The organism is Chitinophagales bacterium (assembly GCA_013816805.1).
Classification (GTDB): Bacteria; Bacteroidota; Bacteroidia; order Chitinophagales; family UBA10324; genus MGR-bin340.
On sequence record JACDDS010000015.1, the window covers coordinates 35,806 to 58,842 of the forward strand.

Genomic DNA, 23,037 nt, shown 5'->3' on the forward strand with positions numbered 1-23,037 from the left:
GGCAATCTCTTCCTGAAAAGGCATTAATTTTTGAATATCTTTTTTGTAATTATTGAGGTACTGCTTTGTATGGTGCAGAAATAAATACCACTACTTAACGAATTGTTATTGACCTGCACAGAATGCACCCCTTCATCAGCAACTTCGTTCACAATAGTTTGCAGTTTCTTACCTGAGACATCCCAGAGAGAAATAATAATATGATCCTTTTTTTGCAATGAAAAATTAATTGTAAAATCATTTGAGAATGGGTTTGGATATATTGTTCCCTCTTCCGGATTCGCTTCATTTAAATCCTCATAAGTTCTGCAGTTGTTTCCGCCTCCAGAAAAACTGTACCAGCCGGAATAAGAAGAAGTAGTTCCATCAGGGCACTTTGATCTTACTTTAAACTCATAGACGCTGCATGCACTTAGAGATACATTTATTGAATTAGTAGTAGCGGTATATGTTTGAGTGATGTTGGTTCCAATGTCCTTCACTTTAACAGTGTATTTGGTTGCCGACTCATCACTCCATGAAAGGTCTATGCTTCCCGGATTTAAGACCGTAGCATTAAGATTAACTGGTGTTGTGCATAGCGGCAGCGAGGTGCTTTTCATTGTTAAATTTAAAATAGTGGTAACGCCATTGGATAAATTCACCTTCTTAAAGGTCTTAGTGTAATAGCCACTTTTAGTAAAGGTTACGGTATATTTTCCGGCGACTGAGTAACCGGTTGCATAATTTCCCGAAAGGTCTGTATTATCAGTATTATCTGCTCCTGTAATTTGTACCGTTACGCCGTTTAAGGGTGAACCAGTGGCATAGTCTGTAACGATGCCCCGCAGATAGCATGCCGGTACATAAGTAGGTTTCAATACAAACAGACCCTGTTCAATATCCGAGGCAATTATATTTCCAGAAGCAAAAAACGGATAGGCATCCCAGCAACCATTATAGCCATTGCCTGAATAAGGGCTGGTATCATAATTCCCGACTTTAATTATGTTATCCGGTTGTGTTGCATCTGCGAGAATTACCCCATCGCGGTAATACGCAATTACCAGGTATTTGCCTTTAACACGCACATTATGTGCAATGCTGCTTGTACCTGGATTTGCCTGAAACTGGTCAAGTGGCTCAGAAATGTTAGATAGGTCACTTTCATCATAAGAAGTTACACTCGAATTGCTAACTTCATCAGTGGTAAATACATAACGGCTGTTATCTGTTGGCCAGCAATTATGGGTAAATGCTCCCGGCGTAGTTTGTTGAGCCAATACTTGAGGATTTGTTTTACTTGCAACATTTACTACTCTGAAATATCCATTATAAATCTGAGCTGCCCACATGGTATCGTTCTTTGCATAGCAGTCGTGAACATATCCCTGATTATACTGCCCTGCATATGTTGGGTTCATAGGATCTGTCTTTAGATCCAGGAAAACTACGCCGCCTGAACCCACGTTTGAACCATTAATGTATGCAAAGCCTTTTTCATCAATCCAGATACTATGACCGGTGCTCAAGCCCAGCGTTCCACCGGTATATTTTACTGAAGTAACTGTGTTGGGAAGATTAGCGAGGTCAACAATCAATAAGCCTCCGCCTGATTCATTTACGCAATAGGCGTAATGACTATAAACTTTTACTTCATGCCATTCTGATTTTTGGGTGGAAACAAGCTGAACCTGTTTAGGATGTGCAGGATCACCCAAATCCACGATGGAAAGCCCGGAGTAAGATCCAACGAGAGCATACTCATGGCCTGTGGCATCAGTATAACCCCAGAGAGCTGCAAGATTTTCTGAATACGTGAGGTGCCCTAACTGTTGCACATTAAGCTGCGCGCGGGTGTTAGCAGGCAGAAAGCCTGTTATCAATAATAAAAAGAAAAGTAAATTTTTACTCATGTCAAAAGTTTTGTGTGTTAAATTGAAAAAAAATTGGTACGTATAAAATATTGTTCATCTGCCCACCAAGGTTGGAAAGTTATTAATACCGTACAAATATTATTAAATCATGCACGAAAATATCTTAACAGGGTGAGGTATAAATCTATCTAATAAAAGTTAAGTGCCACCAATTGCCCCATCACACCTATAAAGTATCCGATAAAAACTTCTGCTGAGTCGTGTGCGTTCAGCATTAAACGTGAACTGCCCACGGCGCCCCCCAGCAGTATCATAAGAATTAGCACCATGCTATAATTTGAAGGAGAAAGAAGGCACATGAACAGCGTAATTATTACCATGCAACCCATGGCTCCTGCATGAATGCTTACTTTTTGAAAAATATTAAGTATAAAAATTGCAAATAGTGTTATAGTAGCCCCCAGTATAGTAATATTCAGTATCTCCGGTAACCCCGATTTTCTGAACACCACATATGCCCAAATGTAAAATACTCCAGTAACCAGATAAGGTACCAATCGTTCCTGTTGCTCTTTCATGTACAGGGACTTTACAAATCCAAGGCGCCAGCACAATAAGATGGTTACTACCGGAAATAAAAAAGTGTTAATAAAAATAGTCATGAAAATCCGCAGCAGGTTGGCTGTATCATAGTTTGAAAAGAGAAATGGGTTGGTCCAGACAATCAGTGCAAATGCATAAGTTGGTAAAATCAGCGGATGAAATAATATGGATATAATCTTTGCAGTCGTTTTCAGGGAAAGGCTATTTAAAATCCATATTTTATTGAAGAGGTTTCACAGCATAAAAAACAGCCATTGTCAGAGTTCCTTCCGCAATCGCGCTACAGGAATTTCCAATTGCTCCCGATATTTTGCAACGGTGCGCCTCGCGATATTATATCCTTTTTCTTTTAAAAGATCAGTTAATTTTTCATCCGAAAGCGGCTTTTTTTTATTTTCCATTTCTATTAAATCCGTCAGAATTTTTTTTACTTCCCTGGTAGAGACTTCTTCGCCGCTATCCGTGGAAAGAGATTCAGAGAAAAATGATTTCAGCTTAAGTGTTCCCCATTCAGTCTGTACAAATTTGCTGTTAGCCACACGTGATATAGTAGAGATATCGAGACCTGTTCTTTCGGCGATATCTTTTAAGATCATCGGTTTCAGTTGAGTTTCATCACCGGTCATCAGGTAATCGTGCTGATATTCCATGATGGCGTTCATGGTTAGAAACAGGGTTTGGTAGCGCTGTCTTATAGCATCAATAAACCATTTAGCAGAATCAATTTTTTGTTTGATAAACATAACTGCTTCACGCTGCTGCTTATCTTTTTTCTGACCTTTTTGATAATCGCGAAGCATGTCTCTGAATTGGGTGCTGATCCGAAGTTCCGGAAGGTTAAGGTTGTTCAGCGAGAGTTCCAGCTTTCCTTCATTATTGGTTATGAAAAAATCCGGGATAAGGAATGTTTCGGTACCGGATGATACGTATGCGCTGCCAGGTTTTGGGTTAAGGTGTGTAATTTCAGTAATTACTTTTTTAAAAATCACATCATCTACATCCAGTTGTTTTTGTAATTTCTCATAGTGTTTTTTTACGAACTCCTCAAAGTGCTCCTGAATTATTTTAATTGCCAGCGGTGTAGTTTCCTGGTCTTTTTTTCGTTCGAGCTGTAACAACAAGCACTCTCTCAGATCGCGGGCACCTGTACCCGGAGGATCAAATTGCTGGATAATTTTAAGCACTGAACTCAGTTCCTCTTCTGTAGCAGTTACATTTTGTGAAAATGCAAGATCATCTACCATTGCATCGAGCGGCCTTCTTAAATATCCGTCTTCATCAATGCTGCCAATAAGATACTCACCCAAATGATAAAAGTGATCGTCAAGATCTTCCATCCCCAATTGTTCTTCCAGGTATTCATGGTAGCTCCTTGAAACAGGCACAGGTAATACCCGCTTATCGTCCTGCTCCGGATAATTTTCATCCCGCATCTTATATTCTGCCACTTCATCCTCGTCCATATAGTCGGCGAGATCAACATCATTATCAGCAGAAAAATCATCTTCATCATTTGACTCTATATCTTCTATTTCTTTTTCATCGGCAGCTACTTCTTTTTCATCTTCTGTTTTTTCTGCTTCGGTTTTTTCTTTCGCACTTTCATTTTCTGCTGCTGTTTCTTCCTCATTTATAACTGTAGCTTCTTCTTCCTCCTCATCTCCTGTAAGCCCCTCTTCCAGGGCAGGATTAGCCTCCAGCTCGTCCTTAATTCGCTCCTGTAATGCATCTGCCGGTACCTGCAATAATTTAATAAGCTGAATCTGCTGTGGTGACAGCTTCTGCAACATCTTTTGAAATTGTCCCTGCTTCAGCATTTCTATGGCAAGCTTCTGTTAAAAAATTTCCGTAAAGATAACGTTCAATCACATGACAGCGAAAGTTTTCTCGGACAGCAAGCAAAAATTAATAGCTATTTTCGGGCTTCATTTTTTTAAAATTTATCTCTGATTAAGACATACATAATAACGCCAATGTGGATTATTGTGCTTGAAAAATTTAGTGACTTTTTATTCTATGAATACAGTTTCAATAAAGGATGTTTACAATCACGAAAATGAAATCATAACGCTTTCGGGATGGGTTTCCAATAAACGTTCAGGGAAAGGCCTCTACTTTATAATTCTGCGTGATGGCAGCGGATTTTGCCAATGTGTGGTAGATGAAAAAAAAGTAGGAGCAGAATTTTTTTTAAATACGGGTAAGCTAACAATGGAAAGTTCTTGCAAAATAACCGGGAAAGTGGTAAAGGATGACCGGCAGATTGGGGGTTACGAGGTACAGGCCGATTCTGTTGAAATTATCAGCATTGCGGAGGAATACCCGATTTCAAAAAAAGAACATGGCGTTGATTTTTTAATGGATAACCGCCATCTCTGGCTTCGCTCACAAAGGCAATGGGCAATAATGCGCATTCGCAATTCAATAATCCTGGCAATACATAGTTTTTTTAAACAGGAAAATTTCATACAAACGGATGCTCCTATTTTCACGGGTAATGCCGTTGAAGGGACCAGCACTTTATTCGAAACGGATTTTTATGGTGCACCCGCTTATCTTTCACAGTCGGGGCAGCTATATGGAGAAGCGATGGCAATGGCTTTTGGAAAGATTTATACGTTTGGTCCCACTTTTCGTGCAGAAAAATCGAAGACCAGAAGGCACCTTTCTGAATTCTGGATGATTGAGCCGGAAATGGCCTTCTATGATCTTGATATGAATATGGATCTGATTGAGGCGTTTATAAAATACATTGTCAGGCAGCTTTTGTCCGAATGTAAAAATGAATTTGAAATAATAGAACGTGATATCCATGTTCTGGAAAGTACCGTGAATAAAAAATTTCCAAGACTTACTTATGATGAAACGGTACAAATTATAAAGGGACAGCAAAATGCAAATGGTAAAAACTCAATAGGCTCACTTGAAGATGATTTAAATAAAGTGAATGCTCGTATCAATGAAGTGCAGAATAGTCTAAGTGATATTGATTCCAGGCTGAAAAATACTTCAATGAAAAAAGGTGAAATTACTTTCAACCAAAATAAAACCGATCAGCTGAGAAATGAATTAAAAGATCTTGAAGAGGATGCCCGGAACATTCCGCTATGGATGGAAAGCGCGAAAAATTTTGAATACGGCAACGACCTTGGCGGAAGTGATGAGACAGTGATTACGAGGCTTTTTGATGTGCCTGTAATGGTATATAACTGGCCGCATGCCGTAAAGGCTTTTTATCTTAAAAGGGATGCGGATCCCCGGTGGGCAAAAGGTGTTGATTTACTGGCCCCTGAAGGATATGGTGAAATTGTTGGTGGAGGAGAGCGGGAAACGGATATTAATTTGCTGAAGGAAAAAATAATTGAGCATAAATTACCGATGCAGGCTTTTGAATGGTATCTTGATTTACGCCGCTACGGATCAGTGCCGCATTCCGGTTTTGGTCTTGGATTGGAGAGACTGGTTGCCTGGGTTTGCAAGCTACCGCATGTAAGGGAAACCATCCCTTTTCCAAGAATGTACGGGCGGCTTGAACCCTGATTATTTAGAGGATTATTGTTTTAATCTTACCAACGTAAATATAGGTTCCGGTACCTAATCTGATTTTTTAAATGCCTTTGACAGATTCCGTTAAGCCATATTGGGCGAACCTCGATGCTTTACGCTTCATAGCTTTTATGGGTGTATTTATGGCACATGTGTATAGCTTATCAATATCCGAAATGCGTGTACCGGCATGGATGGCAGGAATTAAGGAATGGTCTCAGGCAGGAGGCCTGGGATTAAATTTTTTATTTGTATTGTCAGGCTTTCTTATCACCTATTTATTGCTTCTGGAAGAAAAAGTAAAAGGCATTTTTCACATCCGCAACTATTTTATCCGGCGTACGCTTCGGATCTGGCCACTTTACTTCCTGGTAGTTGCTGCATCATTTTTACTATTGCCGCCTGTGTTAAATGCGCTGGGTAAATCTTATGCGGAAACCGCAAATCCGTGGTATTATATTTTATTTATCAGCAATTTTTATATCCTCAGTTACGGCTATCCGTATTCTCCTCTGCTTGCCATCCTGTGGTCACTCGCAGTGGAAGAACAGTTTTATTTGATATGGCCGTGGCTGATGAAGGGCTTTAAGAATTTCAGACGGGCGCTCTTTGTTTTGCTGCTCATCATTTCTGTTCTCTTCCGATGGATTCATGAAGGTGACAGTAAGATTCTATTCTTCCATACACTAAGTCTTTTGGGTGATTTTGCAGTAGGAGGGTTGCTGGCAGAGATGGTTATACTTAAAAATAAATTCTTCGTGAAATTGACAGCAATATCAACTCTTAAAATTTTAACTGGTTACATAATAATTGCACTTATGATTATTTTTTACCGGCAGATCTTTCATTTTGGACTAGCAATCATTTTTGAGAGGTTATTGTTCGCATTGGCATTTTCCTTTATAATATTCGAACAGACTTTTTGTGTGAACCGCATATTCAATGCAGCATCCATTCCATTCATCGCATGGCTTGGCAGCATTTCCTATGGACTATATTGCTTTCATGAGCTGGCAATACTTTTGGCAAAAAATTTATTAGCTCATCTCCACTTACTCTATAAGCCAACGGGCCATTTTCTGTTTTTACCTGCCTTTGCATTTGTTATCCTTTTGCCCCTTGCAATAATTAGTTATTATGTCTATGAAAACAGATTTCTAAATCTAAAAAAGCGGTTTGAACTTTAGTGAGAAAATCAGGTTCAAAGCTATCAGAATCTTATTCATGAATTTGATCATTTAAACTGTTCATATTAATTCAGATTTAGCCATTGCTGTTTGTTACCTGAAAAGCTTTTGCTTTTGTTGACGATAAGGGAATATAAAACTTCTTTGCAGACAGGCAATAATTCATATAAACGGAAGCAGTAAGCAACAGCAGCGCAACAATCTGGTGGACCTCAGCAGTAAATACAGGGATCTTTCCAAGCGAATTCCATAGCGTTAATATGCCTAAAGTGATTTGAATAACTACTAAGATAAGCATGGTAATTGCTCCGGGCATCAGGGATGAATGCACTCTTTTTTTTCTGCAGGCATAATAGAAAGAGCCTATTGCCAAACCTATAAAAAGGCCGAGAGAGCGATGAATAACCTGGATCATCGCCACGCTGGAAAATAAATTAGCTGCCGCAGGTGAATGAATAAATAATCCATCAGGGATCCACTTATCTCCAAACTTTGGAAAGGTGGGATAAAAAAGAGCGGCATGGTTTCCTGCCATTAGCCCTCCGTAAAAAATTTGCACGAAGAGCAGGCCCGTAATCAGGTAGGAAAATTTTTTTAAGGAAGGTGGTTGATAATCTTGAACTGACTGCCCTATGGTTTCAAGTGCTACCCAAAACAGGTAACAATAGAGGACAAGAGCAAGAACCAGGTGGGCACTAAGGTCAACAGCATTTACGCTGGGTTTATCAGTTAACCCGCTGCTCACCATTATCCAGCCAAGTAAACCCTGGAGAGCACCAAGCATAAAGGCAATAAGCGCTTTGATAAGCAGTTGCCTGCTGATCATTTTTTTAAACAGAAAATAGACAATAGGAAAAACAAAAACAATAATGAATAGCCGTGCCCAAAGGCGGTGCAAATATTCCCAGAAAAATATTGCCTTGAAGCTGATCAGGGTCATGCTGCTGTTCATAATTTTGAACTGCGGAGTTTGCCTGTACAAATCGAAAGCATGATCCCACGCCTGCTGGTTCTGCGGTGGTAGGGTGCCCATTATCAGGTCCCATTGTGTAATGGATAATCCGGATCCGGTGAGCCTGGTAATACCACCCAGCAATACCTGGACGAATATCATAAATACTCCAATTAACAGCCAGATACCAACAACTCGTCGCGATTTTTTATCCATGAAATAATTGCTGAAGCAAAATTAGGAAAGAATCTTTTGCCTGTGGGCTGGTTCCTGATCTTCATTGGAAGTACAACCTGTATGAAAGTTGCAAAGGCTATAAAAGTGAAAAATCCTAAAAAGAAAAAACTAAGTAAAGAATTTTTATAGGGGTATATGCGATCGGAGGATTGTTTTTCACGAAAACAAAGTTTAATAATTAATCTGAATTTAATGGCTGAACCGATCGGTATAAATGCCTTCAGCTCATTTCATTCTTCTGCTGAATTGCTCTCCTGGTTTTTATTTTATTTTTGAAACCTATACTATATCGTTAAAAAATGGAAAAGGGCTATAAGCCGGAGCAGTTGGCAAATATCGTTAAGGGAAAATTGATTCAGCGATTTTCCTCCGCCATTATTGAACATATTGTACTCGATAGCCGTAAGCTTATTTATCCTGCCCAATCGGTATTTTTTGCATTGAAAGGTGCGCGCCGGGACGGCCACCAATTTATCACTGACTTATATGATCGGGGTGTCAAAACATTTATTGTGAATGACATTCCTGAAAATGATTTATCGGAAGCAAACTTCATAAAGGTAAAAGATACGGTGCAGGCGCTGCAATTGTTAGTTGCTTTTCATCGTAAAAGCTTTAACATTCCTGTAATTGGAATTACAGGAAGCAATGGAAAAACGATTGTTAAAGAATGGCTGTATCAGTTGCTTCAGCCTGATTTCAGTATATGCAGAAGCCCCCGGAGTTATAACTCTCAGACAGGAGTCCCTCTTTCGGTATGGCAGCTAAGTGATTTTCATGATCTGGCAATTTTTGAAGCAGGTATTTCACAACCAGATGAAATGGGAAATCTTCAGAAAATCATCGCGCCAACCATAGGTATCTTCACCAATATAGGTAAGGCTCACAGTGAGGGTTTTTTAAATATTCGCCATAAGATCAATGAAAAGCTTAAGCTCTTTGCACACACAGAGGTCATTATTTTCCGGCGTGATTACCTGGACATTAATGAATGCATTCTAACTGTGAAAGCACAAATGAAAAGGGCTGATCCTGATTTCGAAGGCTTCCATACATTCTGCTGGAGCATGGAAAATCCGGAGGCGGATGTTTGTATAAAATCAATTGAAAAAAAACCATCGCACACTTACATTCAGCTTGAACACAATGGTGCGCATTTCATTTTCAGCATACCTTTTATTGATGATGCTTCCATTGAAAACGCTATTCACTGCTGGTTGGTGCTGCGGTTTATGAAGATTGATCCGGAGATAATAGCACAGCGTATGCCCGGGCTTAACCGGGTTGCCATGCGTTTAGAAATGAATGATGCCATCAACAATTGTTCTTTAATTAATGATTCTTATAATTCTGATATCAACTCGTTAACCATCGCGCTTGATTTTTTAAGCCAGCAAAAACAGCATCCCCATAAGACACTGATTCTGTCTGATATACTGCAAAGTGGATTGAGTGATGAAAAATTGTACCGCGATGTGGCTAACCTGATGAGCTCAAAAGGAGTAACGCGGTTTATTGGTATTGGCCCTGCCATTTCACGACAGCACCAGCTGTTTGTAATAAACGATAATATTTCCGCCTCGTTTTTTTTATCTACTGAGGAATTTTTGAAATCTTTTTCAGGTGACCAATATCATGATGAGACCATTTTATTAAAAGGCGCCCGCAAATTTGAGTTTGAACAGATCAGTAAATATCTTATTCAAAAGGCCCATGAAACCATTCTTGAAGTAGACCTCAATGCCTTACTGCATAATCTTACTGTTTTTCAGTCGCAGCTTGGTTCCCAGACAAAGATTATGGTGATGGTAAAAGCATTTTCTTATGGCAGCGGAAGCTTTGAAATTGCAAATGCATTGCAGTTCCATAAAATAGATTATCTGGCCGTAGCTTATTCTGATGAAGGAATTGAGTTGAGGAAGGCGGGTATTAACCTGCCCATTATGATTATGAATCCTGAACAGCAAAGTTTCGAGGGAATTATTCAATATCATCTCGAGCCTGAGCTGTACAGCTTGCGGCTGTTAAAGCAATTTCAGCAAACTATAGCCTTTTCGTCAAAACCATTTCCGGAAGGGTATCCAGTTCACCTGGAGCTGGAAACGGGAATGAATCGTTTGGGAATCGGAGCTGAGAACGTTGAAGAATTGCTGCAGCTGTTAACAGCAAATAAAAGCTTACGTGTTAAATCTGTGTTCACCCATCTTGCAGGCAGTGAAGATCCGCTGCTTGATGAATTTTCCCGAATTCAAATCAATCGCTTTCAAAAATTAAGTGAAAAAATAGTGCGGCAATTACCCTATCCGGTATTACGGCATGTACTTAATTCAGCAGGTATAATTCGTTTTCCGGAAGCTCATTTTGATATGGTGCGGCTAGGAATCGGATTATATGGAATTGATTCAACAAATAAAATCCAGCACCAGCTCAGGAACGTAAGCACTCTGAAAACAACCATTTCACAAATAAAAAAGATTCGGGCTGAAGAAACGGTTGGGTATGGAAGAAAAGGGATGGCGCTTACAGATTTAATGGTTGCCACGGTAGGGATCGGTTATGCCGATGGCTTATCGAGAAACTTAAGTATAGGGAAAGGTAAGATGATGGTTCGTGGAGTGTTGACACCAATAATAGGGAACATCAATATGGATATGGCAATGATTGATATTACCGCGGTGCCGGAGGCAGAAGAGGGAGATGAGGTGATTGTATTCGGGGATATGCTTCCCGTGCAAAAGCTGGCGGAATGGGCTGGCACCATTCCCTATGAAGTGCTGAGTACTATTTCCCGAAGAGTAAAAAGGGTGTATTTCCAGGAATAGTTTTAAGCTGATCCGCCAGCTTTTTTCAATATACAGGTTATTATATAGGAATTCTTTGGTATGATTTCTGCCAAAATTGAAGTGTTTTCATAATCAAAAATTAAATCTATGAATGCAGCAATAGATGCTAAGAAAATAGTTCAGGCAATTGTAATATGCTACCTGGTGGTTTTAACTTCTGCCATTTCATTTGCCCAGGAAAACCCATTGCCAACGCCGCCTGCTACACCTACGTTAGATAAGCAGGATTCATGGCAATCTTTTACTTTAGAATTGAAAGATAAGTATCAAAAAATAAGCAATGAAGTGGCCGACATCAGGAAGCAGGCCACAGAAAAGAAAATTGATTCGCCTTCACTTAATGACGCTTTATCTGATTTTGATGAAGCCGCCAAAAATTTTGAACAGCAAATCGGGCAGGAAAGCAGTATTACAGCTGATAGAAGAAGCTCTTTTAAAAGTGATGTAAGTAATCAGTGGGATAAGGTAAATACTGCGTATAATAAAGTAAGGGAAGAATGGGATAAGGTTAACAAATAATTTTTTGTTAGATTTTACCTTTCCCAAGTCTATCGAGTAATTCAGGAATTTGTTCAACACTGATACGCTTGGCCCGGATTACCTTTTTTTCATCCAAAATATAAATCACCGGGGTACTGTATATATCATACAGCTGACGAAAGTTACTTAAGTGCTGAGCGTCATTTACGTTGATCCAATCTCCAAGCTTATTATCCCGGATAAATTTTTTCCATTTTGATTCTTCTACCTCAATGTCAATTGCATATACCTTTAAATCGCTGCCATTCTTTTTCAGGGAATCAGTAACATGTTTCAGCTTTGGAATTTCCTTCTGACAATGGCTGCAGTCGGGATCCCAAAAAACCAGTATGGTAAATTTAGCTGGCACCTTGCTCAATATTTCCCAATTACCAATGGAATCTTTTAACGCTATTTCAGGTGCAGTGCTGCCGATCAGGTTGGGCGCAATTTTTCTCGCCCGGTCCGTTATTTTTGAAAGACTGGCTGAATCCATCCAGTACGCCTGGCCGGGTATGTAATAATTTTCTACCATATGAACGAATACGGCATCAAGCCCCATAATTTTAGAAGTCTCATAAGTATAAGTGATCCACCAAACCACATATTTAAACACTTCACTGTCTCCTTTGGCTTTAGCCACTACTAAATCTGCTGCTTTATCGATAGAGTCCGGAATCTGCGGTGTAATATCCTGAATATATTTTTTCAGCTTCGATCCTAAAATAGGAGTTCTTAATAACCTGCTGTCTTGAAAGTCTATATTATCCAGAAAGTGATCTTTAAAATAATGATAGGCAAATAAAGAATCTTTTTTTCCATTAGGCAGCGTGGGTGTTTCTTTTGGTATTTCCGGTTCCGGCATCGATTTAAACACTTTTGCTAAAAAGGTCTCCGGGTAATCAGAAAGGTATTTTTCCCGGTATGCCATTAACTCTTCCTCATTTTTCTTAGTCTGTTCCCTGAGGTTTGAAGAATCTTCCTTTGTTTTAGCAACCTTGAGACTGTCATCCCACTTTAAGGATTTTCTCTGAAGCTCAATTGCCGTACGGAGGTAATCATAAAATAGCTGGTTGTCTCTGGAGTCCTTAACCTTCATGTCCCGGATGGGATCGCTCCAGGACGTTTCTATTGTAAAATATTGTTCGCGGTCAACGATCATTTCAAAATAATGCTTATCAGGAAAAACAAAAAGATAGATACCACCGGGAAGCATTTTTTTTCCATTAAATACTGCCGTGCCATTCCGGTCTGATCTTACGGTATCTACGATGTATTGCTTGTCTCCATAATAGTTCGCCAGGAAGCAAGTGGTATCCTTCATTTCCGGAATATGAACTATAATCTGATGTCCTGTTTTTTGACCCATACTAAATTGGCTCAAAACAGCTGAAAACAGGATGAAAAGAATAATCCGAAGCTTTGCACAAATATTCATAGTCGCAAAATTAAATGGTTTTAAAATACCTGAAGAATTGCCACTCAGGGCTGCGAACCAAAGTGATTAATTATGACTCTGATTACCAACTTAAACGTTAGGAACATATCTTTGCGGCCGTTAATCCGCGCATATCCTTACAAAAAACAGTCATCAAAGGAGTTGCTATTCACAATTACCATTATTAAGATTCTATACATTTATGGCTAACATTGGCAAAATCAAGCAGATTATAGGTCCAGTAATCGATGTAAGTTTTGAAGGGAAAGATTCTACTCTTCCGGAAATTCTGAATGCGCTCGAGGTTACACGTGATAACGGGCAAAAATTAATACTGGAAGTACAACAGCATCTTGGTGAAGACGGCGTGCGCACTGTAGCGATGGATTCTTCTGAAGGGTTAATGCGCGGAATGGATTGTGTCGATACAGGCATGAATATTAAAATGCCAACGGGTGAAAAAATAAAAGGCAGGCTATTCAATGTGGTTGGGCAGGCCATCGATGGAATTGGAGATGTAAGTAATGAAGGGGGCTATCCCATTCACTCCCGTCCGCCCAGATTTGAAGATCTTACCACCCAGTCAGAGGTTCTCTATACTGGTATTAAAGTAATAGACCTCATTGAACCATATTCAAAAGGAGGTAAAATCGGGTTGTTTGGGGGAGCGGGGGTAGGGAAGACCGTATTAATCATGGAGTTAATCAACAACATTGCAAAGGCCTATGCCGGTATGTCTGTATTTGCAGGTGTTGGAGAACGGACCCGTGAAGGAAATGATTTGCTGCGCGAAATGATTGAATCCAATGTTATCCGGTATGGTGATGAATTTAAACATAGTATGGAAAAAGGAAGCTGGGATCTTTCTAAGATTGACCGTGAAGAGCTTTCCAAATCCCAGGCAACATTAGTATTTGGTCAAATGAATGAGCCACCCGGCGCCCGTGCACGGGTTGCCCTTAGCGGATTAACGGTAGCCGAATATTTTCGTGATGGAGATCCTAATGAGGCTAAAGGAAAAGACATTCTATTTTTTATTGATAACATATTCCGTTTTACGCAGGCCGGATCCGAAGTATCCGCATTGCTGGGCCGAATGCCTTCAGCAGTGGGATATCAGCCCACCCTGGCAACAGAGATGGGAATTATGCAGGAGCGGATCACGTCAACTAAAAGAGGATCCATCACTTCAGTACAAGCAGTATATGTACCGGCAGATGATTTAACTGACCCGGCACCTGCAACCACGTTTGCCCACCTGGATGCAACCACGGTTTTGAACAGAAAAATTTCTGAATTAGGAATTTATCCTGCGGTAGATCCTCTGGATTCAACGTCGCGGATCCTTACTGTAAATGTAGTAGGGGAACAGCATTACAATACTGCCCAGCGGTTGAAGATGATTCTGCAGCGCTATAAGGAATTACAGGATATTATTGCTATCCTGGGTCTTGATGAATTAAGTGAGGAAGACAAGCTCACTGTATCCAGAGCCCGGCGTGTGCAGCGCTTCCTGTCGCAACCATTCCATGTTGCCGAACAATTTACAGGTCTAAAAGGAGTGCTTGTTCCCATAGAAGAAACCATCCGCGGATTTAATATGATTATGGATGGTGAAGTGGATGAATTTCCGGAAGCAGCCTTTAACCTGGTAGGGACCATTGATGATGCAATTGAAAAAGGGAAGAAAATGATGGAGGCAGCAAAGAATTAACCGATACCATTCTTTCTGATGTTTTCTTATAAATAAACAAATTTACTTCACTCTTTATCACTCACTTCTATTATGCAACTCGATATTCTTACTCCGGAAAAAAGAATTTATAGTGGAGAAGCTGATGCAGTTATGTTTCCGGGCACAGAAGGAGTCTTCCAGGTTTTAAATCACCATGCACCGTTGATTGCTTCGATTAAGGAAGGAAAAATAAAAGTAAATCTTAAAAAAGAAGAGTTCTTCTATACCGTACAAAGTGGATTTGTAGAAGTATTGAAAAATAAGGTCACTGTATTGGTAGAGGGAGCAATTGCAGGTTAATTCCTTGCTGAATAAATTTCACAGCATTTTTTTCCCACACATAAAATAACCTGTCTTGCGATTTTGGCTATGGTGCAAGCTACCGGAGATTGTTATTTCCAAAAATAAAATCAGTGTTTGTATTTTCCTGGATGTCATTATACTTGGAGCAATCCGTTTCAATTGTGAAATCGCCGGAGGGAGGTACAAAATGGGACTTAGTGGAAATGTTAAGTGATTTATCAGCATAGCAGCTTTTCATAAAGTAAGCCCACACGGGAAGTGCCATATTAGCACCCTGTCCATAAAAGGTAGACCGAAAACGGATGATGCGGTCATCTCCCCCTACCCAACAACCTCCTACAACCTGCGGAGTTATGCCCATAAACCAGCCATCGGTGTTATTCTGAGTAGTACCTGTTTTCCCCCCCATCTCCGAGGCAATACCATAAGCGGATCGTAAACGGCGGGCAGTACCATAGTTAACTACATTTTCAAGCATTTTTACCATCACATAAGAAACCTGCTCACTCATTACTTCAGCACGCTTGGTTGTAAAATCATGAATTACGTTTCCTTTATTGTCTTCAATTCTGATTAAATATTGTGGCTGAGTATATACACCCTTATTTGCAAATGTGCCATATACGCCTGTCATCTCATAAATTGAAATGTCAGGAACACCAAGGCAAAGAGAGGGATAGGGGTCCATTTTACTGGTGATGCCCATTCTTTTTGCAAGATCTATCATTGGCTGCGGTCCGATTTGCTTCATTAGAAAAGCACTTATGCAATTAACGGAACCCGCAAGGCCCTGATACAGGTTAAGCAAACCGCCATACCTGCCATCTGAATTTTCGGGAGACCAGTTCTGAAAATTTTCGAATACCACCCGTTCATTGGGGACTTCAAAACAAGGTGAATATCCATTATCAATAGCTACGCTGTATAAAATCGGCTTAATGGCAGACCCCACTTGTCGTTTTGCATTAATGTTTACATGATCATATTGAAAATAATGGTGGTTAATACCGCCTACCCATGCGAGCACAGATCCAGTGCTGGCATCCATCGCCATGAACCCGCAATGCAGAAAGAACTTATAATACTTCAGCGAATCCCACGGACTCATAACAGTATCCACATCACCATGGTAGGAAAAAACGGTCATGGGTAACTTTGTCTGAAAGGCATGCAGAATGGAATCTTCTGAAAATCCTTCGTACTTCATCCTCGTCCACCTTTCGCTTTGTTTCATTGCATCTTCTATGTACTTATTATTTTTCCCCCACGGAACACTGCTTTTATAACTTTGATAAAACTGCTGCTGCAATTCTTTCATATGCTTTTGAACAGCAACCTCTGCATATTGCTGCATGGTGGAGTTGATAGTAGTATATACTTTTAAGCCATCCTTGTAAATATTATATTGCGAACCATCGGGTTTCTTATTCTGTTTACAAAAATTTACTAAATCCTGGCGGAGATATTCCCTGAAATATGTTGCAAGTCCCTCATTATGGTCGGGGCTTACATAATGCAGCGTGATAGGTGTTTTTTTTAAAGCGGAGGCCAGCTGATTTTTTAGAAAGCCATATTTTACCATTTGGGATAATACTATGTTTCTTCGTTTTAATGCATTTTCCGGATTGCGGCGTGGATTGTATAAGGTAGCACCCCGCAGCATGCCAATCAGGACGGCTGCTTCCTCTACTTTTAAAGAATCCGGAGTCTTGCCAAAATAGGTTAGTGCTGCTGATTTAATGCCGAAGGAATTTTCGCTGAACTGTACTGTTTGAAGATAGAGATCCAGAATTTCATCTTTAGTATAACGCCTTTCAAGTTTTACGGCTATTACCCATTCTTTAAATTTTGAGAAGATAGTGGTTATGACACTTGCATTCTGCGGACGCGGGAAGAGATTTTTTGCCAGTTGCTGTGTAATGGTGCTGCCTCCCCGCTTATCGCCTAAAAGAGTTGAAAAAATTGCTGCAAATTGTCCCCGGAAATCAATACCTGAATGCTGGTAAAAACGCACGTCTTCCGTGGCAATCAGGCATTTCCTGATCATGGCTGGAATTTCATCATAGGAAATCGGGGAGCGGTTTTCAAAATAATATTTGCCAAGCAATATCCCGTCGGCCGAGTATACCTCCGTTGCCAAGGAATTTTTTGGATTTTCCAGCTCATCAAAGGATGGCATTTGGCCAAAGGCACCCAACATGGCCAGTACAAACATTAGGAGAAATATTCCAAGACCCCCAGAAACGATATACCAGAAATAACGAACGTATTGTTTAAAATTTTTATTTCCGGTCATTGAGCACAAAAAAATTTAATAGTCACAACAATTGATGGATACTTATTAATTGAGATAGTCGATTTTGTTTACTAAAGTTTGTAAAGTAAATCATTCTTGAAGCGGGTAAACAAAAATCAAATTTAGAAGTAAAGGTAAAAGTCAATTTCCTTCATCATCTAAATCGTAATTTGTTTCGAAGAATTTCCGGTACTCGTCCATGTTTTTGAGCTTATAAAAGATAGGGTAGTTTTTATCGTCAATAAGGAGCAATTCATAGGAGAGATCTTCAACAGGCTCAAATACTCCATCCTGATCTGAGAGCTCATTATAATATGCAATAGCCTCCTTACTGCTTTTCATTTGCTTTACCAGGATCATTTGTGATTTAGTGTCGAGCAATTGGGAACTTACTTTGTAATTATCTATGGAATAATTCAAGGAATTATAATTATCTATAGAATCCATTACCGCCCTGGTTTTAGGAGAAATTGTATTAAAAACAATAACCAGATACTGAGGATTATCAGGATGATATTGATATGGAGAACTTTTGGTTTCTTCTTTTTTAGGAAAATTATCGGAGATATTTTCAGCAGGTTTTTCAATCTCCGGTTCTACGCCAAGGTTTATAAGAAGGTCTACTGCAATCTCATGCTCAGCACCCGTCGGGTAACGCTTTATAAAAGAATCAAGAGCTGCAATTAGCGCAGTAGTATCCTGCAGCTTTCCAATTGAAAATGCCTCCAGTAAGTCAAATTTTGATTGCAGTGGATTATCTTTAAAAAGAGTATCAGCTGCCTGGGCATGGGCAATTACATCCGGATACTTCTCGGCTACGTAATAATTATAAGTAGATGCATAGTAAGTATTTAAGGCATTCTGCTGCGCCTTTGCCTTATTCAGATAATTAGGATCAGTAAGCACTGCGGCATAAGCGCTATTAGGATAGTTGTTGATCAGCAGCTGCTTAAATGTTTCTGCTTTGGCAATATTTCCTTTTTCACTGTAAATCAGGTAAAGGCTATAGTATACACGGGAAATATTTTCGTTTTCAGGAAATCTTGATGCTAATTTTTCAAATGTTTCTGTGGCTTTAGCGCTGTTGTGTAACTCATCTTTATATATAGTGCCCAGGATATAATAAGCGTCAAAGATTTTATTGTTTGAAGCCTCCATTTTTGCAGTGGTAAGGGGAATGTTTAAAAGCATAGCGCTCAGGGCATTCTCTGCATTGTCTTTTTGAAGATTTTCGGCACCGGCACCTGTTTGCTGTTCCCCTGGTAGCGTATTTTGTCCATTAGCAGTGGTGATATCAGACGAAGATTTATTGTTTCTACGCCAGTTATCTTCATTTTTTCGGTTCCCCCATTTCTGCCTGAACTCATTAAAGCCTGTTGCTTTGAGAGAAGTGTTGTAAAAATACCAACTACTTCCCTGAGCCTGATTCTGAACAGTACTTCTGTCGTTGTTTAATTGCTGATTTTGAAACGACTCTGAATTCACAACAGAATCTCTTGACTGTTCCTGCTTTTGTCGTTCCTGTTCAGCGATCAGATCATCAATAAAACGATTTCGGTCTTTTTCGCTCATGGCAGCAAGTTTTTGCAGGCTGTCCTGTTCCAGTATAATGTAATATTGATCAGAAAGGTTTTTCAGAGTGCGTTGAAGGCTCTTGACCTGGTCAAGCGTATCGAATTTAGCGTCAAGGAATGAAACGGCACTGTCGTAGTCCGGAGAGGCAGAAAGATAATCCTGCTCATTGAAATCCATTTCTCCTAATTTTAGAAATGCCAGACCCTTTTGGTTAATATTGCTGGTGCTCTTACGAATTGAGGATTCTAAATTTTTTACTGCAATATCTTCCTTATTCTGGCGAAGATTAACTAAGGCCAGCTCATAATAAATCTGGTCATAAAAATCTTCATACCGGTCGTCCCGCACCATGGACTCAAGTTGCGCTGAAATGGCTCCCGGTGATCCTGCCCCGGAAATCACATAGTTCTTTGCTACCGCTATCCTGGAATTAAATTCCATTTCATAGGATGGCTTCATCCTGGTTATGGCGTCAAAATACTGAGAGGCTAATTTGTAGTTTTTTGTAAACTGGTAAAGCTGGGCAAGTACATACGTATACCGCGTTTTGTCTTTATGGTCTTTAGCGGAGGCTATTGCAGATTTTAATGGTTCTATCGCATTTGTATACTGCTTTTGTTCGATAAATAAATTGGTTTGAACTACACCATATTCTTCTTTTAAATTAACAGGCAATGATTTGTTTTTCATGAACGACAATACAGATTGCGCATCCGAAAATTGGCCCAGGTTGGTAAAGGTGCGGGCCATCCAGAATAAATCTTCATCATGTACAGGTGTATGTTTAAGCAATCCACCGGACGAAGATGAAGGCAGCGATGCCTGGGTTTTCGCAGCTTCTTTGGCCTCAGCATCTTCGGCAGCTTTCTGTTTTTGAGCTGCGGACTGAGGTTTACCATGGCTGCCTGATTTTGATGGAGTGCTGGTTTTTTTATTATTGCTGGCTTCCGTTAGCGCTTTTTTATCTCCAAATTTGCCGGACACATATTGGAAAGTGGCAAGTGCCGCTTCATAATTTTTCTTATAGTAATAAGCTTTGCCAATATTCAGATAAGCATCATCTGTCCATTTGCTGTCGGGATGCAGCTTTACCACAATAGTCAATCGCCTGATAACTGAATCCATGTCATTGTTCCCCGCGGCATCGTCCGGATTACCCACCTTAAAAAGAGGAAGCAATTGATCAAAATTGTATTTTCTGCTGGTAATCATTTGATTTTCAGCCTCAGTTAATTTCAGCTTTGCATAATAGAAGCCGTTATAATGTGCGGTAGTATTTTGATAAACACGACCTATAGCCGACCTCTCGCCTTTCTTTGAAGATGAGCAACCTGCAATAAGAAGGAAAGCAGCACTTATTGTACAAACTAATAATACAATTTTCTTCAAGAGGTATTTTTTAAAGCCTAAAATTAACTCTTATACCGTGATTTTATTTTGTTCCTGAGCAGACAATAGAGAAATATTAGCTAACAAAATCAGGCAAAAAACTGCAAATAATTATCAAAGCGCAATCAGCAAGCCTTGTATTAAAACTATGGTTTCGCTCAGAAATTATTGATTGTAATTCTGAAAGCGAAAGGCACCTAAACTATTACGCATCTAATTAATTTTCAGGATTAAACACTTAAGAATAAATTATAGAATCCTCCGTTTCTCAAAAATTTTTGTTTGGCGCTAAATGTAAACTGTTAGTATTTCGCGGGGCTGTGACTTTTCTATGACAAAACCAATTCTTACAAAGTCATGCGATAATAACGCTTTTGAAATCAACCGGACGCTGATCACTGATAGTGAGAAGCCCGGAGTAAAGAATGGTCTGATCAGCTATTTTTCATTTATAAAAACACCAATAACATGAAAAATTGTTTACATTTTTTAACAACACTGTTATGCTGCCTTGTAATTTTTGTTTTAAGTGCCGGATCCGGTTACTGCTATACGGTTACAGGTCTCAAGGCAACCTTTAAAAGCGGTCAGGTATTTCTAACCTGGGTAAACCCATCTTTTTCAAATTTAAAATACAAGATCTATCGCTCCACGTCAAAAATTACCTCATCAATTCAAATTACTTCTTCTGCTTATCTCGGTTATGTGATGGATAATTCATCAAAAAATATCCGGAAATCTAAACTTGAAAACAAGGATTATTTTTTTGTGACAAATGCTGCAGACGGACCACTTAAAAGTAATCAGGGACTGTATGTAGCAACCAGTATTAAAAACAAGCAATACTACTACGCGGTTACGGTTGTCACGCTTAATGATGATAAGGAAAACAAGACTATTGTGCAGGGGAGCAATAGTCTATCAAAAGCCGTTTCTGAAACAATTGAAGGCCCCCAGCCGGTTTTACAACAGAGCGAAACACTAAAAGATGGTACCATTCAATATGAGTACGTTAACTGGGGCGATAATCAGGATGCGCCTGGTTATCCTGCTTTTAACAATTGCGGTTCTTACGGATATAATTTTTCAGTATTCAAACATGGCAGTGGAAAAAGCGAATTATTCGTTTTAGTAAAGGATGATAATCCTTTCGAAGATGCTTCTGATCTGTGCTCCGATTGTTCAGTATTGAAACCCGACGACTGGCTGCCCAACGAAAACAACACATATTGGGTGGGTTACAATGACCAGTATGATATTTATTCAGCAAGCAATCCTGTTTTCACTACCGGAATAATTAAAACCTATACCCAGGCGAGAATGGGACAGACTCTAAAATGGGCCAGATTGAATTTAAATGTTGATAGCAACAAGGTTTATATTACAGGAACCTCTCACAATGGTTTTGGGGCAATGTTCACCGGCCAGTTAAATACCGATCAGATTGCAGCCGTATATGGCGTAGTTCCACCTATACTTATTAAAGCGGAAAATGGATCGAGCCGTGAACGGCAATGGTGTGATAACTCGGTAGACCTGCCAACTGACATTACGGATCCCCGAACAAATGAGCCTGTTCCTGTCTGGAAATTATTTGATAACCGTTTTATGGACCGCCTGAATTACGATTCTTATATTCCTTTCATGGGTGGTGTTAACGGCAAGAATGACATTACTGTAGGCTGGGTTCAAAAGTTTCATTGGTATGATTCATTAAACGCAACCCGTGCCGGAGGCACCTGGTATTGGGACCAAAGGGATCATGGAGGTGATGGTTCGCAGTTTACTCCGGATGAAACCAAACCGGATTATGAGCGATATGCCATTCATAAGTCATACCCCGCATTTGCATATTGCTCTATCAATCAAAATCCCGGTGATGGTGATTCGAAAAATGGCGATCCATATGGAGCCATAAATGGATATCTTGACTGGGAAGATGGTTCATTAACTGACGAGGCATGCAGCTATGCAGTCACCTGCTTTGTAAAAGATTTTTATGTAGGCGGAAAACTTGATAAAGAACAATATAAATCATGTACGAGTGATATTACTCTGCGGAGAGTTCAAAAATTTAAGCCCGGAATGGGAGAAAAAATCTCATGGGCTGTTAAAAAGGAAGGCAATGAGATTCAAAGCGGCTCCTTTACTTATTACGGTGGCGCAATAACACTATATGGAGTAAAGATTTATAAATCAAAAAGTGATATTTCACTAAAAATAAATAAGTGTTCAAGCGGAAAATTAGCGGAAGACACCTTACCTGACGATCAGGTAAAAGTGGTTGCTATTCCGGATGGATACCAATTGGTGTTAAACCTTCCCTCAGATGACTACATCCGGCTTGATATATTTGATATGAGTGGAAAACTGATTTCATCCAGAATAATTGAAATGATGCGGGGCTTGAATTCCATTCCCGTTTTTTCTCCGGGGAATGGAGTCTATGTAGCATTGATGCAGGGAAATAGTTTTAACCAGGCTGTAAAATTGAATTTTATGAAGTAACTGTGATGCTTTAGAACCCAATAGTTGGGGGGATACCAACATTGAGGTTT

At 39.7% G+C, this 23,037-nt stretch carries 14 protein-coding genes; 7 read left to right on the plus strand and 7 right to left on the minus strand.

Annotated features, from left to right (window positions below; translation table 11 throughout):
- Nucleotides 1-23: 23 nt before the first annotated feature.
- The 3 genes from H0W62_12570 to rpoN all read right to left on the minus strand — a co-directional run bounded on the left by H0W62_12570 (nt 24) and on the right by rpoN (nt 4,276).
- Nucleotides 24-1,895, minus strand: a complete 1,872-nt coding sequence (locus H0W62_12570) for a choice-of-anchor B family protein (GenBank protein ID MBA3649364.1) — start codon at nt 1,893-1,895, stop codon at nt 24-26.
- A 149-nt stretch (nt 1,896-2,044) separates the two neighbouring features.
- Nucleotides 2,045-2,518, minus strand: coding sequence for a hypothetical protein (locus H0W62_12575; GenBank protein ID MBA3649365.1), 474 nt, complete (start codon nt 2,516-2,518; stop codon nt 2,045-2,047).
- Between the two features lie 198 nt (nt 2,519-2,716).
- Nucleotides 2,717-4,276, minus strand: a complete 1,560-nt coding sequence (rpoN, locus tag H0W62_12580) for an RNA polymerase factor sigma-54 (protein ID MBA3649366.1) — start codon at nt 4,274-4,276, stop codon at nt 2,717-2,719.
- A 199-nt stretch (nt 4,277-4,475) separates the two neighbouring features.
- Between rpoN and H0W62_12585 the strand changes: the two genes are divergently transcribed.
- Complete coding sequence (locus tag H0W62_12585) at nt 4,476-5,999, plus strand: asparagine--tRNA ligase (GenBank protein MBA3649367.1); 1,524 nt, start codon at nt 4,476-4,478, stop codon at nt 5,997-5,999.
- 71 nt (nt 6,000-6,070) lie between these two features.
- Nucleotides 6,071-7,192: an acyltransferase gene (locus H0W62_12590; protein ID MBA3649368.1), complete on the plus strand. Its 1,122-nt coding sequence runs from the start codon at nt 6,071-6,073 to the stop codon at nt 7,190-7,192.
- A 76-nt stretch (nt 7,193-7,268) separates the two neighbouring features.
- Here H0W62_12590 and H0W62_12595 read toward each other — a convergent pair whose 3' ends face one another.
- Nucleotides 7,269-8,360, minus strand: coding sequence for a COX15/CtaA family protein (locus H0W62_12595; GenBank protein MBA3649369.1), 1,092 nt, complete (start codon nt 8,358-8,360; stop codon nt 7,269-7,271).
- 320 nt (nt 8,361-8,680) lie between these two features.
- On the opposite strand from H0W62_12595, the gene H0W62_12600 reads away from it, so the two are divergent.
- Both H0W62_12600 and H0W62_12605 read left to right on the plus strand, forming a co-directional pair.
- Nucleotides 8,681-11,203: a bifunctional UDP-N-acetylmuramoyl-tripeptide:D-alanyl-D-alanine ligase/alanine racemase gene (locus H0W62_12600; protein ID MBA3649370.1), complete on the plus strand. Its 2,523-nt coding sequence runs from the start codon at nt 8,681-8,683 to the stop codon at nt 11,201-11,203.
- Between the two features lie 108 nt (nt 11,204-11,311).
- Nucleotides 11,312-11,743, plus strand: a complete 432-nt coding sequence (locus H0W62_12605; protein ID MBA3649371.1) for a hypothetical protein — start codon at nt 11,312-11,314, stop codon at nt 11,741-11,743.
- Between the two features lie 7 nt (nt 11,744-11,750).
- Here H0W62_12605 and H0W62_12610 read toward each other — a convergent pair whose 3' ends face one another.
- Entirely contained in the window at nt 11,751-13,181 is a 1,431-nt protein-coding gene (locus H0W62_12610) for a DUF5106 domain-containing protein (GenBank protein MBA3649372.1), read from the minus strand.
- A 202-nt stretch (nt 13,182-13,383) separates the two neighbouring features.
- On the opposite strand from H0W62_12610, the gene H0W62_12615 reads away from it, so the two are divergent.
- Nucleotides 13,384-14,895, plus strand: a complete 1,512-nt coding sequence (locus H0W62_12615; GenBank protein MBA3649373.1) for a F0F1 ATP synthase subunit beta — start codon at nt 13,384-13,386, stop codon at nt 14,893-14,895.
- Between the two features lie 72 nt (nt 14,896-14,967).
- Nucleotides 14,968-15,216, plus strand: coding sequence for an ATP synthase F1 subunit epsilon (atpC, locus tag H0W62_12620; GenBank protein ID MBA3649374.1), 249 nt, complete (start codon nt 14,968-14,970; stop codon nt 15,214-15,216).
- Between the two features lie 79 nt (nt 15,217-15,295).
- Here atpC and H0W62_12625 read toward each other — a convergent pair whose 3' ends face one another.
- Nucleotides 15,296-17,515 carry a transglycosylase domain-containing protein gene (locus tag H0W62_12625; protein MBA3649375.1) on the minus strand — a complete coding sequence of 740 codons (2,220 nt, stop codon included), beginning with the start codon at nt 17,513-17,515 and terminating at the stop codon, nt 15,296-15,298.
- 141 nt (nt 17,516-17,656) lie between these two features.
- Nucleotides 17,657-20,479 (minus strand): tetratricopeptide repeat protein, encoded by a 2,823-nt coding sequence (locus H0W62_12630; protein MBA3649376.1) that lies wholly within the window; start codon nt 20,477-20,479, stop codon nt 17,657-17,659.
- Between the two features lie 468 nt (nt 20,480-20,947).
- Here H0W62_12630 and H0W62_12635 point away from each other — a divergent pair, with 468 nt between their 5' ends.
- Entirely contained in the window at nt 20,948-22,987 is a 2,040-nt protein-coding gene (locus H0W62_12635) for a hypothetical protein (GenBank protein ID MBA3649377.1), read from the plus strand.
- Nucleotides 22,988-23,037 lie beyond the last annotated feature (50 nt).

Excerpts from the sequence above, each read along its gene's own strand:
- H0W62_12615 (MBA3649373.1), top strand. The coding sequence starts at position 13,384 with ATGGCTAACATTGGCAAAATCAAGCAGATTATAGGTCCAGTAATCGAT.
- atpC (MBA3649374.1), top strand. The coding sequence starts at position 14,968 with ATGCAACTCGATATTCTTACTCCGGAAAAAAGAATTTATAGTGGAGAA.
- H0W62_12575 (MBA3649365.1), bottom strand. The coding sequence starts at position 2,518 with ATGACTATTTTTATTAACACTTTTTTATTTCCGGTAGTAACCATCTTA.
- H0W62_12570 (MBA3649364.1), bottom strand. The coding sequence starts at position 1,895 with ATGAGTAAAAATTTACTTTTCTTTTTATTATTGATAACAGGCTTTCTG.
- H0W62_12600 (MBA3649370.1), top strand. The coding sequence starts at position 8,681 with ATGGAAAAGGGCTATAAGCCGGAGCAGTTGGCAAATATCGTTAAGGGA.
- H0W62_12635 (MBA3649377.1), top strand. The coding sequence starts at position 20,948 with ATGAAAAATTGTTTACATTTTTTAACAACACTGTTATGCTGCCTTGTA.
- rpoN (MBA3649366.1), bottom strand. The coding sequence starts at position 4,276 with ATGCTGAAGCAGGGACAATTTCAAAAGATGTTGCAGAAGCTGTCACCA.
- H0W62_12585 (MBA3649367.1), top strand. The coding sequence starts at position 4,476 with ATGAATACAGTTTCAATAAAGGATGTTTACAATCACGAAAATGAAATC.
- H0W62_12625 (MBA3649375.1), bottom strand. The coding sequence starts at position 17,515 with ATGACCGGAAATAAAAATTTTAAACAATACGTTCGTTATTTCTGGTAT.
- H0W62_12590 (MBA3649368.1), top strand. The coding sequence starts at position 6,071 with ATGCCTTTGACAGATTCCGTTAAGCCATATTGGGCGAACCTCGATGCT.
- H0W62_12610 (MBA3649372.1), bottom strand. The coding sequence starts at position 13,181 with ATGAATATTTGTGCAAAGCTTCGGATTATTCTTTTCATCCTGTTTTCA.
- H0W62_12605 (MBA3649371.1), top strand. The coding sequence starts at position 11,312 with ATGAATGCAGCAATAGATGCTAAGAAAATAGTTCAGGCAATTGTAATA.
- H0W62_12595 (MBA3649369.1), bottom strand. The coding sequence starts at position 8,360 with ATGGATAAAAAATCGCGACGAGTTGTTGGTATCTGGCTGTTAATTGGA.